Genomic DNA, 15,669 nt, shown 5'->3' with positions numbered 1-15,669 from the left:
GCCGGCCGGGGCCGGGTCAGCGCGCCCGCTGACTGCTCACCCAGACGGCCAGCTGCGTGCGGTCGCGCAGCCCCAGCTTGCGCAGGACGCTGGAGATGTGGTTCTTGACCGTTCCCTGGGTGATGAACAGTCCACTGGCGATGTCCCGGTTGGTCGCTCCCGTGCCGACCAGGGCGGCGACCTCGCGTTCGCGGTCGGAGAGCGCGGCGGCCCCGGAAGAGGGCGACCGATCGGGTTCGCGAGGCCCGATGGGGTCATACCGCGAAGCCAGCATCGCGGTGTCGGCCCCGGTCGTGACCGGCACGTGCCCGGCGCCCGATGTCTGCGGGGGCCCCCGTTCCTACGGTTCCCCTCATGAGAAACATTTCCTCAGTTGAGGACTTCGTCCGGTTGGGTGCGCGAGGACGACGGGTGACGCATCCGCTGCTGGTGGTCATGTTGTGCCAGGTGTTCTACCTGGTGATCATGGTCGGCATCCCGCTGTCGTCCGTGGCGGGAGCCGTCGCGCAGACGGCCGGCCTCTGGGCAGGAGGCGCCGTGGGCTTCCTGATCCAGATCGTGCAGAACCTGCTCCCCTACATCCCCCTGCTGCTGTGCTGCGCTTCTACGAGGGGCGTGCCCTGTTCGCCTCTACCGGCCTTCCCGTCGACCGTGGTGCGCTGCGCGGCCTAGGGTCCGGGGTCGGCGTCGCGGTGGTGTTCGTGGCCGCCTGGGTGTCGATCGGTCTGGCTTCCGGAACGGTTCACTTCGCCGGGTTCCACCCCGGTGGACCGGTCGAGGTCGCGTTTGTCATTCTCTTCGGCGTTCTCTCCCCGTTGCGGCGGATCGTGATGATCGGCGTCGAGGAGCAGCTCTACCGAGGGTGGATGCTCCAGGCGGTCGGCCACCGTTGGGGGAAGCGGTCGGTTCTTGTCGGACACGGCGAGAGACTCCCTCGAACAAAAGCCATAAATCGACTTTGATATGACATTCCCCCCTCAAGTAAGTAACACCTGGGTAACAGCGGCATTTCTTCGTATTGACGGCAACGCTGTGATGCGGGTCTCATGACTGGGAGCGCTCCCAGTTTTACCCCGGGCTTACCTGCAGCTCCCCGCTATCTCCGTGAAGAAGGCTGCCCATGTCCCATCCTCCCCGTCGCCGACTACGACGCGTAGCGGCTCCGGCCGCAGCGGTCACCCTCCTGGCCGGGACCCTGCTCGTGTCCCAGGCCCTTCCCGCCTCCGCAGACCAGGTACAGGTCGGTGCAGGCAGCTATACGACCACACAGCCCGCCGGCACACTCGGTCCCAGCAACCTCAACGACCAACCGGTCTCACCCAAGGTCACCGAGGACTTCGACAAGCCGGCCGCCACCAACGACTGGTGGTCCTCCCTGATCTTCCAGCGCTATCCCGACAACCCCTACGGCGAGAACCTCTACGCCCACCCGCTGTCCTTCAAGGCCGGATCCGACGGTCTGGAAATCGGCTACACCCCCAATCACCAACTGGTCGGCAACGGGCTCAAGTACGAGTACTCGCACTCCCCCGACCTCACCCTCGGGATCAGCGGCCTCAACGCCCCCAGCGCGAAGGTCGCCGACTACAGCGACTGGACCGTGACCGCCGACCTCTCCGACGCCTCCCGGAGCCTGCGCGCGACCATCGGCCAGGGACTGCCCTTCACCTACGCCGACATCACCGGCGGCCCCGCCAGAGTGGAATTCTCCGCCGCGCCCACCGTGTGGCACGAGAGCGGCTCCACCATCGGCGCAACCGTCAACGGCAAGCACTACGCACTGTTCGCCCCCTCGGGCGTGACCTGGTCCGGCTCGGGATCGGTGTTCACCGCGGACCTGGGCCAGCAGGGGTACGTCTCCGTCGCCGCCCTGCCCGAGACCACCGACCTCGACGACTACGCCGAGTACGCGTACTCGTTCGTCACCGGCAGCACGCTCAGCTACGACTACGACCCCGAGGCCGCCAGCCTCACCAGCCGCTACGAAGTCACGACCGAAGCGCGCGAGGGTTCCACCGAGGGCACCCTGATCGCCCTCTACCCGCACCAGTGGAAGGAGACCTCCGACTCCCTGCTCGACCTGGAGTACGCCTCCCCCCGCGGCACGATGCGCGTCGTGGCGGGCGACCACTTCACCACCGAACTGCCGACCCAGGGCATCCTGCCCAGCCTGCCCACAGTCGACTCCGCCGACCACCAGCGACTGCGCACGCTGATCGACGAGGAGTTGAACGCCGACGACCCCTGGAAGGAGGCGACCGACACCTACTGGACCGGCAAGGCCCTCGGCCGACTGGCCCAACTCGTCCCGATCGCCGACTCCATCGGCTACTCCGCCGGCCGCGACGGCCTGCTGGACCTGCTGGAGAACAAGATGGAGGACTGGCTGACCGCCGACGGCAACGGCGACAACGCCCAGTTCTACTACAGCTCCGAGTGGAGCACCCTGATCGGTTACCCGTCCAGCTTCGGTGCGGACAGGGAGCTCAACGACCACGACTTCCACTACGGCTACTTCGTCACCGCCGCAGCCACGATCGCCCGCTATGACCGTGCCTGGATCTCCGACGACCAGTGGGGATCGATGGTCAAGACCATCCTCAAGGATGCGAACAACCCCGACCGCGACGACGAGCGCTTCCCCTGGATGCGCGCCTTCTCCCCCTACGCCGGGCACGGCTGGGCCTCCGGTCACGCCGGCTTCGCAGCCGGCAACAACCAGGAATCCTCTTCCGAGGCCATGCACTTCGCGGCGAGTACCGCTCTCCTGGGATCGCTGACCGGCGACGACGAACTGCGCGACCTCGGCGTCTACATGCACACCACCCAGGCGTCGGCGATGAGCCGGTACTGGCAGGACTCCGACGGCGACTCCTTCCCCGCCGACTTCGACCACGACGTGGTCGGCATGGTCTGGGGCGACGGCGGCGACTACCGAATCTGGTGGGACGGCCAGGACGAGGAGCACTACGGGATCAACTACCTGCCCATCACCGCAGGATCGCTCTACCTGGGATACGACACCGAGCACGCCGGCGCCATGTACGACTCGCTGGTGGCCAAACTCGGCCGCGACCCCGAGGTTTGGCGCGAGATCCACTGGGCCCAACTCGCAATGTCGGACCCCGAGGCGGCACTGAGCAAGTTCGAGGCACAGTGGCAGAGCTACGAGCCCGAATCCGGGTCGTCCAAGGCCCACACCTACCAGTGGGTATCCACTCTGGCGGACGTGGGAACCGTGGACACCTCAGTCACGGCCGACACCCCGCACTACGCGGTCTTCAGCAAGGACGGCACCCGGACCCACGCGGCCTTCAACGCCGGAACCGAGCCGATCACCGTCGCCTTCTCCGACGGTCAGACGCTCACCGTGCAGCCGGGGCACCTTGCCACCGGCGAGGGCAGCAGTGGCCCCGGTCCCGATCCCGAGCCCTCCCCCGAACCGTCTCCGGACCCCGGTGACCCCGGTGACCCCGGAAACGTGGGGGACGGAACCCTTCACCTCGGCGAGGGAAAACTCTCGACCACCCCGGGTTCGGCGGCAGCCGGTCTGACCATCCCGTCGGCCGGCGGGGCCAACCACGACGGCGCCCCGGCCAACCCGGTGGTGTTCGAAATCGAGGACCTTACCGGAACCCGTGCCTCGGGCACGACCCAGTTCTCCCTACCGGTGGACTCGGGCGCTTCGGTCGGCAATGCCGTCCAAGCCCGCGTCTCCTACGACCTGACCGGGGACGGGACCTTCGACAGGGTCGAGACCTACCGTTATTTCGCGACCAACGATCTGCCCGGCTGGGAGACCTACGCCCAGTCGCAGGGAATCGCGTCCAGCACCGGGACGCTGGGCGACCTGAATGGCGGAACCGTCCGGCTCGAACTGTGGAGCGCGCTGGGCGCCCATTCCTCCGAGGTTCGGATCAATGCTCCCGACGGTGCTCAGGCGACTCTGCGGATCCCGTTCCGCGACTGACGCCCGCACGACCAGCGCCGCCGGACCGGGACCGCTCCCGGTCCGGTCGGCCCGGCCGGTGATCGGCGCCGTGTGCGCCGATCACCGGTCCTGTTCTCCGCCGGAGTTGCCCGCATCCTTCTTCGCCAACTCGATGGCCTCGTTCAACTCGTCCAGGACAAGGTGGTCGTTGCTGGTCTCGCCCCTGCTGTAGGCCACCCTCCCCAAGGTCTGGGCCAGGACCGGGACGGTCACGAACTGGAACAGCACGACGAGTACCAGTGGTGCGGCTGCGCCGACACCGGGCAGTTGGAATGCCGCACCCAGGAGAAGCAGCACCAGGCCGACGGTGTCGGGTTTGGTGGCGGCGTGCATGCGACCCAGCAGGGTCGGGAAGCGCACCAGGCCGATCGTTCCGATCAGCGCGAACAACGCCCCCAGCGGCAGCAGCACCGCGGTGGTCCAGTCAGCCGCGGTCATGGGCCCGCCTTTCCGCGAACCGGGCCGCCGTGATCGTGCCGACGAAACCCAGGAGTGCGATTGTCACCATCAACCCGAAATAGGCGGTGTCGCCGCGTACCGACGCCTCAACCGCGATGGCGCTGACCAGGAGCACCGAGAGCGTATTGAGGCACACGACCCGGTCCAGCACGGACGGGCCGCGCACCAACCGGTACAGCGTGAACAGCACGCCGAGACCCAGCATGGTGAAGGTCGCGACGTAGACGTAGTACATCAGGCTCATGCGGTCCCCTCCTCGGTCCGTTCGGCCGCAGCCGGGGTGCGGGCCTCCAGCTCGGCGATGTCGCTGCGGGTCCCGAAGGCACGGACCAACAGCTCCTCGGTGTGGGCGATCTGGTTGCGCAACCGGTCCGCCTCGGCCTCGGAGGCGGCCGGAAAGCCGTGCACGTAGATGACGCCCTGTTCCCGGTTCAGCTCGATGACGAGGCTTCCGGTGATGAGCGACATCGAACCGCTGACCATGGCCAGCAGGAAATCGGAGTTGGTGCGCATGGGCACCGCCACGATCGCGCCGCGCACCCTGGCAGGACGCCACAGGACGTGGAAGGCCACCCGCGTGCTGGACAACAACAGGTCCAGGCCGATCTTTCCGGCCAGTTTCGTCGCGTAGAACGGACTGAAGCCGAGCCGCACCGGGAAGTGCGGCAGTTTGGCCACGGAGTAGCACAGCGTGCCCACCATGATGCCGGCCAGGATGGTGCCCGGGCTCGGGTCACCCCACAGGGTTACCCACATGGCGGCCAGGAGCAGCACCGTGGGTACCCGTGCGACGAGCCTGCGGTACCAAGGGCGGTTGCCGTCGATCGCGCTGGTGCTTTCGCTCTGCTCATAGGTTGTGGGGATCACGCCTTCTGTCATCGCCCCTCCTCGCCGAGCACCGCGGTGATGTAGGCGCGGCCGTCCACCAGGTCTTCGGCCGCGGTCATGCTGACGTCGATCAGCGGGCCCGCGGCCACCGCAACCAGCAGTCCGACTCCCACCATCACCCCGGTCATCGCCGTCATGACGTGCAGCCCGCCCAGGTTGGAACCGGAGCGCAACTGTTTCTTGGCCTCGACCATGTCCGGGCGCGGAGTCCCCCAGAACGCCCTGGTCCAGATCCTGAAGATTGCAATCAGGGTGAGCAGGCTGGTGAGCACCCCTGCCGCGACACCGGTCCAGGCCAGCGTTCCGCCACTCGCCACACCGGCCTCGAACAACGCGACCTTGGCGATGAAGCCCGACATCGGCGGCAGTCCGGCGAGGCTCAGTGCCGGCAGGAAGAAGAACAGCGCCAGTACCGGGGAGACGGTCGTGAGGCCACGGATCGCCCGCAGCGAGGTATGGCCGACGTATTGCCTGATGAGGCCGTTGACCATGAAGAGTGTGGCCTGCACGACGATATGGTGCACCAGGTAGAAGACGACACCGGCCAGAGCAGCAGCGGTCCCCAGGGCCAACCCGAAGATCATGAAGCCGATATGGCTGACCAGCGCGAAGGACATCACTCGGTTGATGTCGTCCTGGACCAGCGCACCGAGAATTCCCACGATCATGGTCGCGATCGCCACCACCATGATGACCGTGGAGATGTCGTCGCGCAGGAACAGCAGGGTCTGGGTGCGGATGATGGCGTAGACCGCGACCTTGGTGAGCAGGGCCGCGAAGATCGCCGAGATCCTGGTGAGTGCCACCGGGTAACTGTCGGGCAACCAGAAGTGCATGGGCACGATGGCTGCCTTGATCCCGAAGAACACGAAGAAGAGGAGCGCGAGCACCATGCGCAGTTCGGGTGGCGCGGTCCCCAGCTTCTCGGAGATGTCGGCCATGTTCACGGTGCCGGTCAGGGCGTAGACCAGCGCGATCCCGGTCAGGAACAGGATCGAGGAGGTCAGGCTGACGACCGTGTAGATCATGCTGGCTCGGACCCTGGCCCGGGTGGGGGCCTGGGTGATGAGCGCATAGCTGGCGGTCAGCATGATCTCGAAGCCGACGAACAGGTTGAACAGGTCCCCGGCGATGAAGCTGAGGCAGACCCCGGCGGTCAACACCAGATAGATCGGATGGAAGATCTGCGGGGTGGCCCGGCTGAGACCGCCGATGTCCTGTCCAATGGCGTACAGGAGCACGACCAGCAGGACCACCGAGGACGTCAGCACCAGCAGCGCGGCCATCGGGTCGGCCACCAGTGTGATGCCCAGCGGCGCCGGCCAGTTTCCGGCCTGGCTGACCATGATGGCGCCGTCGCGGGTCTGCCACAGCAGGACCGCGGCGTTGACCACGACGACGCTCAGCGTCAGCACGCTGGCGATCTGCTGGGAACGGGGCGTTCGGCGCAGCAGCAGCGTCACCGCCGCACCGAGCAGAGGAACGATGAGAGGGATGGCCAAGAGGACGTTCACGAGGAGTCCTCCGGCTCGGTCAGGCTGCTGATGCGTCGGTCCTCGAGGTCGTCGGGTACTTCGTCGTTCTCGTCTCCCAGCCAGACCCGGTAGGCCAGGGCCAGGAGGAAGGTCGTCACACCGAAGGTGATGACGATGGCGGTCAGCGCCATGGCGTGCGGAAGCGGGTCCGACAGCTCGCCCTCGGGTCCGCCCAACAGCGGCGGAAGCGTGATTGCGACGTCGGTGAGCAGCAACGACAGGTTCGCGGCGTGGCCCAGCACCAGGATGCCGAAGACCACGCGCATAAGAGAGCGCTGCAACAGCAGGTAGAAGCCGCTGGAGTAGAGCACGGCCACCGTGATGATGAGCAAGAGGCTGGGAGTGGTCATCGCGTCTCGCCTCCTGGGTTCATGGGGGGCGGTTGTGGGGTGTCCTGGGATTCGGCCGCGCGCACGGCGTCCGACCGTTGCGCGGTGCGTCGGGCCTGCCTGGCGATGCGCTGCTCCTGCTCGGTACGGGCCTCCTCTTCCTCGGCCTCCATCCGCGCACCGAGTGCGGCGACCACCGACAGCACCAGACCCACGACGATCAGGTAGACACCGACCTCGAAGAAGAGCGCGCTGAGAACCTTGACGTCGCCGAAGACCGGGAGGACCAGCTCCCATTTGGCGGTGTCGAGGACGGGGCTGCCGAACAGCAGTGGCAGCCCGGCCGCAGTACAACCGATCAACATGCCCAGCGACAGCAGGGCGTTGGGACGTAGTGGAAGCCCGGCGATGAGTTCCTGGCGTCCGCCGGCGATGTAGCGCAGCACGTAGGCCATGCTGGCCACGAGACCGCCCGCGAATCCCCCGCCCGGCCGATCGTGTCCGGAGACCAGCAGGAACACCGACAGCACGAGGATCGCCGGGATCAGCAGCCGGGCCACGACCTCGAGCAGTACCGAGCGGGGGCCGAAGGCGGGGCGGACCACGGTACTGAGCCAGCGTTCCCTCGGTGCCTCCCAGCCCTCGGGCAACCCCCCCGATTCGTCGGGTACACCGGGGCCCGCTATGAACGGGCGACCGGTCTCGAAGGACTCCGTCGGCATGGTCAGCCCTCCTTACGGGGGTGGTCGGCGGGGCTGTCCGCGAAAGCGACACTGTTCGGGGCCGCCCCGTCCAGGACCGCTGCGTCGGCCTCGGTCTCGTTGACCGCGATGTCGTCGTTGTCGTCGGTCTCGTCGACCACCCGGTCGCGCCGGTTGAGCAGCACCAGTGAGGCGACCGCCACCGCGGCGGTGGCCAGGACGATGGTCTCGCCGAAGGTGTCCAGTGCACGGAAGTCGGCGAGGATGATGTTGACCAGGTTGTGCCCGCCGGCCTCGTCCGCGTAGAGAGCGAACTCTTCCGAGATGGGTGCGCTGGTGCGGGCAGCGGACATCACCCACAGCGAGACCGCGATGAAGCTTCCGGCCGCAGCACACAGCAGCACGGTGAGCCGCTTGGCCCAGCCGTTGGGCCGGGTGCCGAAGTTCGCCGGCAGCCTTCGCAGCACGAACACCAGGATGATCGTGGTCAGTGTCTCGACCAGGACCAGGGTGAGGGCCAGGTCGGGTGCGCCGTGCAGAACGAACAGGCCGGCGATTCCGAAACCGAGGGCGCTGATGATGATCAGCGCGGGGAACCGTCGGTGCTCGCGCACCGTGGCCACCGCGGTGACCAGGATGACGAGCGCGACCACGATCTCCAGCGGGTTGTCCCACAGTCGCAGCCCTGTGTCGTTGTCCGGCAGGGCGACGTCCCCGCTGACCAGCGCGGAGAGCAATCGCACGCCGGGCAGCGCGAGCATGGTGGCCAAGATGATGCCGAGGTAGACCGGCAGGGAACCGCTCTGGGTCCGACGGGTGACCTGGAGGGCCGTGGAGTAGATGCCGTGGATGAACAGGTGGTATCCGACCTCGGCCTCGGGCCAGCTCGGCATCGAGTTCTGGACCTTGGTCACCGTTCTGCGCTGCCAGAACAGCGCCACGCCGGCCGCGGTCAGCAGCACCGACAGGCCCAGCGCCGGAGTGAACCCGTGCCACAGTTCGAGGTGGTAGTCGTAGCCGGATCCGCTGTAGGGCGAGGCATAGGACTGGGCGATGGGGTCGACCGCGAAGGGCAGGACGCCCAGGAGCAGTCCGGTGGCCGACAACAGCACCGGAGCCGCGATGAAAGGACGGCTCGGCTTGGGGAAGGGGAATCCCGAGACGGTCTGCTTGTCCGCGAAAGCCCCCCAGACGAACCGGGCGCTGTAGGCGAAGGTGAGCACCGAGGCGAGCACGATCCCGGTGAGCATGACAGCGGCGACCGGCGTGGACAGGGCGGCCTCATGCCCTGGCACGAACGCTTCGAGCGCTGCCTCCTTTCCGACGAACCCCAGCAGAGGGGGCAACCCGGCCATCGATGCGGCCGCCAGCCCCGCGGCCACGGCCAGCACCGGCATGCGCCGGCCCAGTCCGGTGAGACGGCTGATACTTCTGGTCCCTGCCTGGTGGTCGACGACCCCGACCGTGAGGAACAGCGTCGACTTGAAGAAACCGTGGGCCAACAGCATGGCGATCGCCGCCACGGCGGCCGTGTGGGTGCCCACCCCGGCGAGCAGGGTGAGAAACCCCAGTTGGCTGACGGTTCCGTAGGCCAACAGCAGCTTCAGGTCGTCCTGGCGCAGCGCCCGCCAGGCACCGATGATCATGGTGGCGAGCCCGAAGGCGAGCACCATGGCCCGCCAGGGGTCGACGTCGGCGAAGCCCGGGGCGAGGCGGGCGATGAGGTAGACGCCGCCCTTGACCATCGCCGCAGCGTGCAGGTATCCGCTGACCGGGGTGGGCGCGACCATCGCACCCGGAAGCCAGTAGTGCAGCGGCGCCTGCGCGGACTTGGCGAACGCGCCGCCCAGGATCAGGATCAGCGCGAGCGGCAGCCACGGACTGTCGACCGGGGGGTTGGCGACCAGTTCGGAAATGCGGTAGGTGCCGCCGATCTGGCCGAGCAGGATGAACCCGATCAGCATGAGCAGACCGAAGCCGGCCGTGGTGACCAGCGCCTGGGTGGCGGCGCGGCGGGCGTTCTCCTTGTGGTCGGAGTGTGCGACCAGCAGGAAGGAGGAGACCGACGTGAGCTCCCAGAAAACGTACAGCGCGAAGAGGTTGTCGGTGGTGACCACACCGAGCATTGCTCCGGCGAACAGCACGAGGATGCCGGCCAGCCGGGCCAGTGCACGCTCTCCGGCATGGAAGTAGGCGGCGCTGTAACAGAAGATGACAGCGCCGACACCGGAGACGAGCAGCACCATCGCAAGCGAGAGCGCGTCGATCCGGAAGTCGAAGGTGATGCCGAGAGCCGGTACCCAGGGCACGGAGGCGACCACGGGGCGACCGCCGACGATCCCGGGCGCCTGGGTGAGCACCCAGATCGCCGAGAAGGCCAGAGGGACACTCGCCACGAGGAACGCACGAGAGCCCATGACGCGTACGAGCGACGGTACGACCACGGCCACGATGGCATGGAGCGCAAAAATAAAGGGCAGCAGCATGAGTGTCTAGGGCGGTTGGGACCGGGGGCGCAACCTTTCTCACCACCGGGCGGCGTACGGGGCGGGGTGAAGCATGAGTGGACGAATGGGACACGCAAAGGTTACCGGCACTACAAACATCTACCTTGACGTAGGGGAAAGCAGGTGTACCATTCGCTGCCCCACGTTCCCCCCCAGCCATGATTACTCTCCGTGTTTTCACTGGTAAGGGAGAGAATGTGACCGGAAGGGCGTTCTCGACACGCAGCCCATTCCAGAAATCAAGGTGTTTGATCTCACCGAATGCGTTAGCTGAAACTCAGCGTCCCACTTATGGGGGCCGGCGTCCACACCTTGTTCTCCCGGAGGGTGGTCACACAGCGTTGACAGCCCAGGGCCATCCCCAAGACTTTTCCTCCCTGGGCGCGCATGAAACGCCTCACTCCGCACCGTTGCGGCGCTCGCCACGGTCCGACACGCCGACTCCGCCGGGTGCTTCCCGGTTCGCGCGTGTCCCTGGCTCAGGCCACAATGACGGGCATGGCCCGTACTACGTCCCCGCCCCCAGAGGAACTCGCCGAGAAGATCATCGATATCGACGTCTCCGAGGAAATGCGTGGCAGTTTCCTGGAGTACGCGTACTCGGTCATCTACCAGCGTGCGCTCCCAGACGCCCGGGACGGGATGAAGCCCGTCCAGCGGCGCATCCTCTACCAGATGAACGAGATGGGACTGCGGCCCGAGCGCGCGCACGTCAAGTGCGCCCGCGTGGTGGGCGAGGTCATGGGCAAGCTGCACCCGCACGGTGACGGCTCGATCTACGACGCGCTCGTGCGGTTGAGCCAGTCCTTCGCCATGCGGGTCCCCCTGGTGGACGGGCACGGAAACTTCGGTTCGCTGGGCGGCGACGACGCTCCCGCGGCCATGCGCTACACCGAAGCCCGGCTCAATCCGGCCGCCAGGATGATGGTGGCGTCCATCGACGAGGACGTCGTGGACTTCCGGCCCAACTACGACGGCCAGGAGAACGAACCGGAGGTCCTGCCGGCGGCGTTCCCCAACCTCCTGGTCAACGGCGCGTCCGGGATCGCGGTGGGCATGGCCACCAACATGGCCCCGCACAACCTGGGGGAGGTCGTCGCCGCGGCGCGGCACCTCATCGCCAACCCCGAGGCCACTCTCGAAGACCTGATGGAGTTCGTTCCGGGGCCCGACCTGCCCACCGGCGGAACCATCAACGGACTCGACGGCATCCGCGACGCCTACACCAAGGGTCGCGGGGTGTTTCGCACCCGCGCCACCGTGGCCGTCGAGAAGATCACCCCGCGCCGCACCGGCCTGGTCGTGACCGAACTGCCCTACAACGTCGGCCCGGAGAAGGTCGTCAGCCGGATCAAGGACCTGGTCCAGGCCAAGAAACTGCAGGGCGTCTCCGACCTCAAAGACCTCACCGACCGTAACCAGGGGCTGCGGTTGGTCATCGAGCTCAAGAACGGCTTCAATCCCGAAGCCGTCCTTGAGGAGCTGTACCGTTTGACGCCGATGGAGGAGTCCTTCGGCATCAACAACGTGGCGCTGGTGGACGGCCAGCCCCAGACCCTGGGGTTGCGCCAACTGCTGTCGGTCTACGTGCAGCACCGCCTCGACGTAGTACGCCGGCGGTGCGAACACCGTCGGGGCAAACGCCAGGAACGACTGCACCTGGTCGCCGGTCTGTTGATCGCGTTGATCAACATCGACGAGGTCATCGCGCTTATCCGCGACTCCGAGGACTCCGGCCAGGCGCGCCAGCGCCTGATGACGACGTTCGAGCTGTCCGACACCCAGGCCCGCTACATCCTGGACACGCCGCTGCGGCGCCTGACCAAGTACGACAAGCTCGAACTGGAGACCGAACGCGACCAGCTCAACCGGGAGATCGCCGAGCTGACCGCGATCCTGGAGTCCGACACCTTGCTGCGCAAGGTCGTCTCCAAGGAGATGGCCGAGGTCGCCAAGGAGTTCGCCACCCCGCGCCGCACGGTTCTCAAGGAGAGCAACGGCGCCACCCGAAGCTCCGCTGTCCCGCTGGAGGTCGGCGACGATCCCTGTCACGTACTGCTCAGCAGCAGCGGGATGCTCGGCCGTAGCGCCGGGGCCGCCTTGCCCCCGATGTTCGAGGGGCCGCGCGCCAAGCACGACGCCCTGGCCGCCAACCTGCGCACCACCGTGCGCGGCGAGTTCGCTCTGGTCACCGACCTGGGCCGACTGATCAAGGTCCCGGTACTCGAGCTCCCCGAGCTGCCGACCCAGGCGGGAGACTCCCCCGCGCTGGCCGCCGGCTCACCGGTCACCGAGTTCGTCGAACTGGACGGCGACGAGCAGGTGATCGCGCTCGCCTCGCTGGCCGCCGACGGTCCGGGTCTCGTCCTGGGCACCCGCCAGGGAATCGTGAAGCGGGTCGGCGGCGACTTCCCGCAGAACAAGGACGATTTCGAGGTCATCAACCTCAGGGAAGGCGACCGGCTGGTCGGCGCGACCCAGCTCGTCACCGGGGACGAGGACCTCGTCTTCATCACCTCCGAGGGGCAGCTGCTGCGCTTCCCCGCCTCGTCGGTACGTACCCAGGGCCGGCCTGCCGGCGGCGTGGCCGGGGTGAAGCTGTCCGAGGACGCCCATGCGCTGTGGTTCGGCGCGCCCACCCACCCCGACGACTGCGTGGTGGTGACGATCGCCGGCAGCAGCCAGGCCCTTGCCGGGACCCAGGCCGGCAGCGGAAAGACCACCCCGCTGGCGGCCTACCCGGTCAAGGGACGGGCCACCGGCGGCGTGCGCTGCCAACGCTTCCTCAAGGGCGAGGACGTACTGCTGTTCGCCTGGATCGGCCGCGCACCCGCACGCGCCTTCCGTGCCGATGGCGGCCCCGTCCGTCTGCCCGACGCCGACCCCCGCCGCGACGGCTCCGGCGAGGCGTTGCCCCGCCCCATCGCCGTGGTCGGAACGGGACGGTCCGATACTGGTGAGGTCGCGGCGGCGCTCTCGACGAGCTGACGCCCGGCATCCGGCGAAAAGCCGTGTCGACCCACATCGGTCGGCACGGCTTTGCCATGCTGTCCTCATCCTGCACAACCGTTCCTGGAGGAAACTGTGACCGATGCCTTCGACGACGTCCTCACCGCGAACGCGGACTATGTCCGCCGGTTCCACCTCGGTGGCCTGCAACCCGTGGCCGCGCGTGGCCTGGCCCTCGTGACGTGCATGGACTCTCGAATCGAACCGCTGGAGATGCTCGGGCTCAAACCCGGCGACGCCAAGATCTTGCGCAACGCCGGCGCCCGCGTCACCGATGACACTCTGCGCACCCTGGTGCTGGCGGTCTACCTGCTCGGGGTGGACCGGGTCATGGTGCTCCCGCACACCCGCTGCAAGATGGCGTCGGTGTCGGGGGACGCGGAGGTGCACGACATCATCGCCGCACGGCACGGGGTGGACACCCGCAGTCTGGAGTTCCACACCGACAAGGACCAGCTGGGAGCGTTGCGCCACGACTTGGAGCGCATCCGCCACCACCCGCTGTTGCCGAAGAACCTGGCCGTGGCCGGTGCGGTGTACGACGTGGACACCGGCACGGTTACCCCCGTCACGGAGTGAGGAGGCGCGCTGCACCGATCGGTGTCGGACACGCGAAGGTGGGGAATGTCCTACTCCGCACCACTGTTGTGATCCCTGATGAAGGGAGTTCGCATGGCGGAGACGACCTACGACACCTACGCCCGCGGCCGGCGGTCCTTCGACCTCGGCGACCCGATCGGAGCCGCGCGACTACTGGCGCCGCTCGCCGAGGAGTCCCCCGACAACCGCACCGTCCTGGAGCTTTTGGGCAGGGCCTACTTCCACTCCGCCCAGCTCTCCCGAGCCGAGGAGACCTTCCGCAGGATCATCGAGCTCGACCCGTGCGACGCCTGGGCGCACATCGCGTTGGCGCGCTCCCTGGAACGACAGAACCGCGGCGCAGAGGCCGCTCCCTACCGCAGGATGCACGCGGTGATGTCGGGCGGGTCACTGGACTGACCCCGCAACAGCCCGATTCGCAAAGGGCCGCCCTCCCGGGTCCGGGAGGGCGGCCCTTTGCGTGTTCGAGAAGACGAAACACCGCCTGATCTAAGCTGCTGGGCATGAGAGCGCAGCCAGACGAGCCAGCCTGGGTCGATCGCACCAGCACCAGCGCCCGCGCCTGGGTGGACGAGGCGATCCGCAGAGTGCAGGCCGACGCCAACCGCAGCGCCGACACCCACCTGCACGTTTTCCCGCTGCCCGCGGAATGGGGAATCGACCTCTACCTCAAAGACGAGTCGGTGCACCCGACCGGCAGCCTCAAACACCGACTGGCCCGATCGCTCTTCCTCTACGCGCTGGCCAACGGGTGGATCACCGAGCACACCACGGTGGTGGAGGCCAGCTCGGGATCGACGGCGGTATCGGAGGCGTACTTCGCCCGGCTCGTCGGAGTGGATTTCGTGACCGTGGTGCCGCGCAGTACCAGCCCCGAGAAGATCGCGCTCATCGAACGCTATGGCGGGCGATGTCACTTCGTGGACGTGCCCGACGAGATGTACACCGAGGCCGAACGGCTGTCGGCGAAGCCCAACCACCACTACATGGACCAGTTCACCTACGCCGAACGCGCCACGGACTGGCGGGGCAACAACAACATCGCCGAATCGATCTTCCAGCAGCTGGAACTGGAACGCTATCCGGTCCCGGAGTGGATCGTGATGGGGGCGGGGACCGGGGGCACATCGGCGACGATCGGCCGCTACCTGCGCTATCGCCGCCATCGCACCGGTCTGGCCGTGGTCGACCCGGAGAACTCCGCGTTCTTCCCCGGTTGGGTGACCGACACTGCCGACTATGCCACCGGGATGCCCTCGCGCATCGAAGGGATCGGGCGGCCCCGGATGGAGCCCAGTTTCGTGCCCTCGGTGATCGACCTGATGATTCCGGTGCCCGACGCCGCGAGTATCGCGGCGGCCCGACATCTGGACACCGTCATGGGACTGTGCGCGGGTGGCTCCACCGGGACCAACCTGTGGGGGGTATGGCAGCTGGTGGCCCGGATGCGCCGGAACGGCACCCGGGGCAGTGTGGTGACCCTGATCTGCGACGGCGGCGAACGCTACCGGCACAGCTACTACGACGACGACTGGGTGGCGGCCCAGGGCATGGACCTCGCGCCCTACACCGCGGCGCTGGAGCGCTTCCTGACCGACGGTGAATGGGCCCCACCGGCCTGACGGCCGTCGGGGCAGGGTGTGCGCCGAG

Annotated in this window: 14 protein-coding genes and 1 pseudogene; 6 read left to right on the top strand and 9 right to left on the bottom strand. The window is 67.5% G+C overall.

Features of this window, described 5'->3' with window-relative positions; translation table 11 throughout:
* Positions 1–16 precede the first annotated feature (16 nt).
* Positions 17–208: pseudogene (locus QSJ59_RS11895) on the bottom strand (helix-turn-helix domain-containing protein); the annotation flags it as partial.
* A 146-nt stretch (positions 209–354) separates the two neighbouring features.
* On the opposite strand from QSJ59_RS11895, the gene QSJ59_RS11890 reads away from it, so the two are divergent.
* Positions 355–672, top strand: coding sequence for a hypothetical protein (locus QSJ59_RS11890; RefSeq protein WP_285759425.1), 318 nt, complete (start codon positions 355–357; stop codon positions 670–672).
* On the opposite strand, the gene QSJ59_RS11885 is transcribed toward QSJ59_RS11890, so the two are convergent.
* Complete coding sequence (locus QSJ59_RS11885; protein ID WP_285759423.1) at positions 669–920, bottom strand: hypothetical protein; 252 nt, start codon at positions 918–920, stop codon at positions 669–671. The two genes, QSJ59_RS11890 and QSJ59_RS11885, sit on opposite strands and share 4 nt — an antisense overlap.
* A 200-nt stretch (positions 921–1,120) precedes the next feature.
* Here QSJ59_RS11885 and QSJ59_RS11880 point away from each other — a divergent pair, with 200 nt between their 5' ends.
* Complete coding sequence (locus QSJ59_RS11880; protein WP_285759422.1) at positions 1,121–3,970, top strand: glycosyl hydrolase; 2,850 nt, start codon at positions 1,121–1,123, stop codon at positions 3,968–3,970.
* Positions 3,971–4,051: 81 nt separating this feature from the next.
* Here the strand turns inward: QSJ59_RS11880 and mnhG are convergent, their stop codons facing one another.
* From mnhG to mbhE, 7 genes are read right to left on the bottom strand one after another with little or no spacing between them, the layout of a single operon-like run.
* On the bottom strand, positions 4,052–4,429 hold the full coding sequence (gene mnhG / locus QSJ59_RS11875) for a monovalent cation/H(+) antiporter subunit G (protein ID WP_285759420.1): 378 nt from the start codon (positions 4,427–4,429) through the stop codon (positions 4,052–4,054).
* Positions 4,416–4,694: an MrpF/PhaF family protein gene (locus QSJ59_RS11870; protein ID WP_285759418.1), complete on the bottom strand. Its 279-nt coding sequence runs from the start codon at positions 4,692–4,694 to the stop codon at positions 4,416–4,418. The genes mnhG and QSJ59_RS11870 overlap by 14 nt, the downstream gene beginning before the upstream one ends.
* On the bottom strand, positions 4,691–5,329 hold the full coding sequence (locus tag QSJ59_RS11865) for a Na+/H+ antiporter subunit E (protein ID WP_285759417.1): 639 nt from the start codon (positions 5,327–5,329) through the stop codon (positions 4,691–4,693). The genes QSJ59_RS11870 and QSJ59_RS11865 overlap by 4 nt, the downstream gene beginning before the upstream one ends.
* Positions 5,326–6,852 (bottom strand): Na+/H+ antiporter subunit D, encoded by a 1,527-nt coding sequence (locus QSJ59_RS11860; RefSeq protein ID WP_285759415.1) that lies wholly within the window; start codon positions 6,850–6,852, stop codon positions 5,326–5,328. The genes QSJ59_RS11865 and QSJ59_RS11860 overlap by 4 nt, the downstream gene beginning before the upstream one ends.
* Positions 6,849–7,223 carry an NADH-quinone oxidoreductase subunit K gene (locus QSJ59_RS11855; RefSeq protein WP_285759413.1) on the bottom strand — a complete coding sequence of 125 codons (375 nt, stop codon included), beginning with the start codon at positions 7,221–7,223 and terminating at the stop codon, positions 6,849–6,851. Before QSJ59_RS11855 ends, QSJ59_RS11860 begins: the two co-directional genes overlap by 4 nt.
* The gene (locus tag QSJ59_RS11850; protein ID WP_285759412.1) at positions 7,220–7,924 is read right to left on the bottom strand and encodes an MnhB domain-containing protein; all 705 of its coding nucleotides are present in this window, start codon (positions 7,922–7,924) and stop codon (positions 7,220–7,222) included. The genes QSJ59_RS11855 and QSJ59_RS11850 overlap by 4 nt, the downstream gene beginning before the upstream one ends.
* Positions 7,925–7,926: 2 nt before the next feature.
* The gene (mbhE, locus tag QSJ59_RS11845) at positions 7,927–10,347 is read right to left on the bottom strand and encodes a hydrogen gas-evolving membrane-bound hydrogenase subunit E (protein ID WP_285759411.1); all 2,421 of its coding nucleotides are present in this window, start codon (positions 10,345–10,347) and stop codon (positions 7,927–7,929) included.
* Between the two features lie 561 nt (positions 10,348–10,908).
* Here mbhE and QSJ59_RS11840 point away from each other — a divergent pair.
* The 4 genes from QSJ59_RS11840 to cds1 all read left to right on the top strand — a co-directional run bounded on the left by QSJ59_RS11840 (position 10,909) and on the right by cds1 (position 15,641).
* Positions 10,909–13,398: a DNA gyrase/topoisomerase IV subunit A gene (locus QSJ59_RS11840; RefSeq protein ID WP_285759410.1), complete on the top strand. Its 2,490-nt coding sequence runs from the start codon at positions 10,909–10,911 to the stop codon at positions 13,396–13,398.
* Positions 13,399–13,494: 96 nt separating this feature from the next.
* Positions 13,495–13,998, top strand: coding sequence for a beta-class carbonic anhydrase (locus tag QSJ59_RS11835; protein ID WP_285759408.1), 504 nt, complete (start codon positions 13,495–13,497; stop codon positions 13,996–13,998).
* 93 nt (positions 13,999–14,091) lie between these two features.
* Entirely contained in the window at positions 14,092–14,418 is a 327-nt protein-coding gene (locus tag QSJ59_RS11830) for a tetratricopeptide repeat protein (RefSeq protein WP_285759407.1), read from the top strand.
* 104 nt (positions 14,419–14,522) lie between these two features.
* The gene (gene cds1 / locus QSJ59_RS11825) at positions 14,523–15,641 is read left to right on the top strand and encodes an L-cysteine desulfhydrase Cds1 (protein ID WP_285759406.1); all 1,119 of its coding nucleotides are present in this window, start codon (positions 14,523–14,525) and stop codon (positions 15,639–15,641) included.
* Positions 15,642–15,669 lie beyond the last annotated feature (28 nt).

Origin of the sequence: Nocardiopsis ansamitocini, from assembly GCF_030268225.1 — a bacterium.
GTDB lineage: Bacteria > Actinomycetota > Actinomycetes > Streptosporangiales > Streptosporangiaceae > Nocardiopsis_D > Nocardiopsis_D ansamitocini.
The sequence above is the reverse complement of the archived record's forward strand: the minus strand, read 5'-3'. Positions and strand labels throughout refer to the sequence as shown.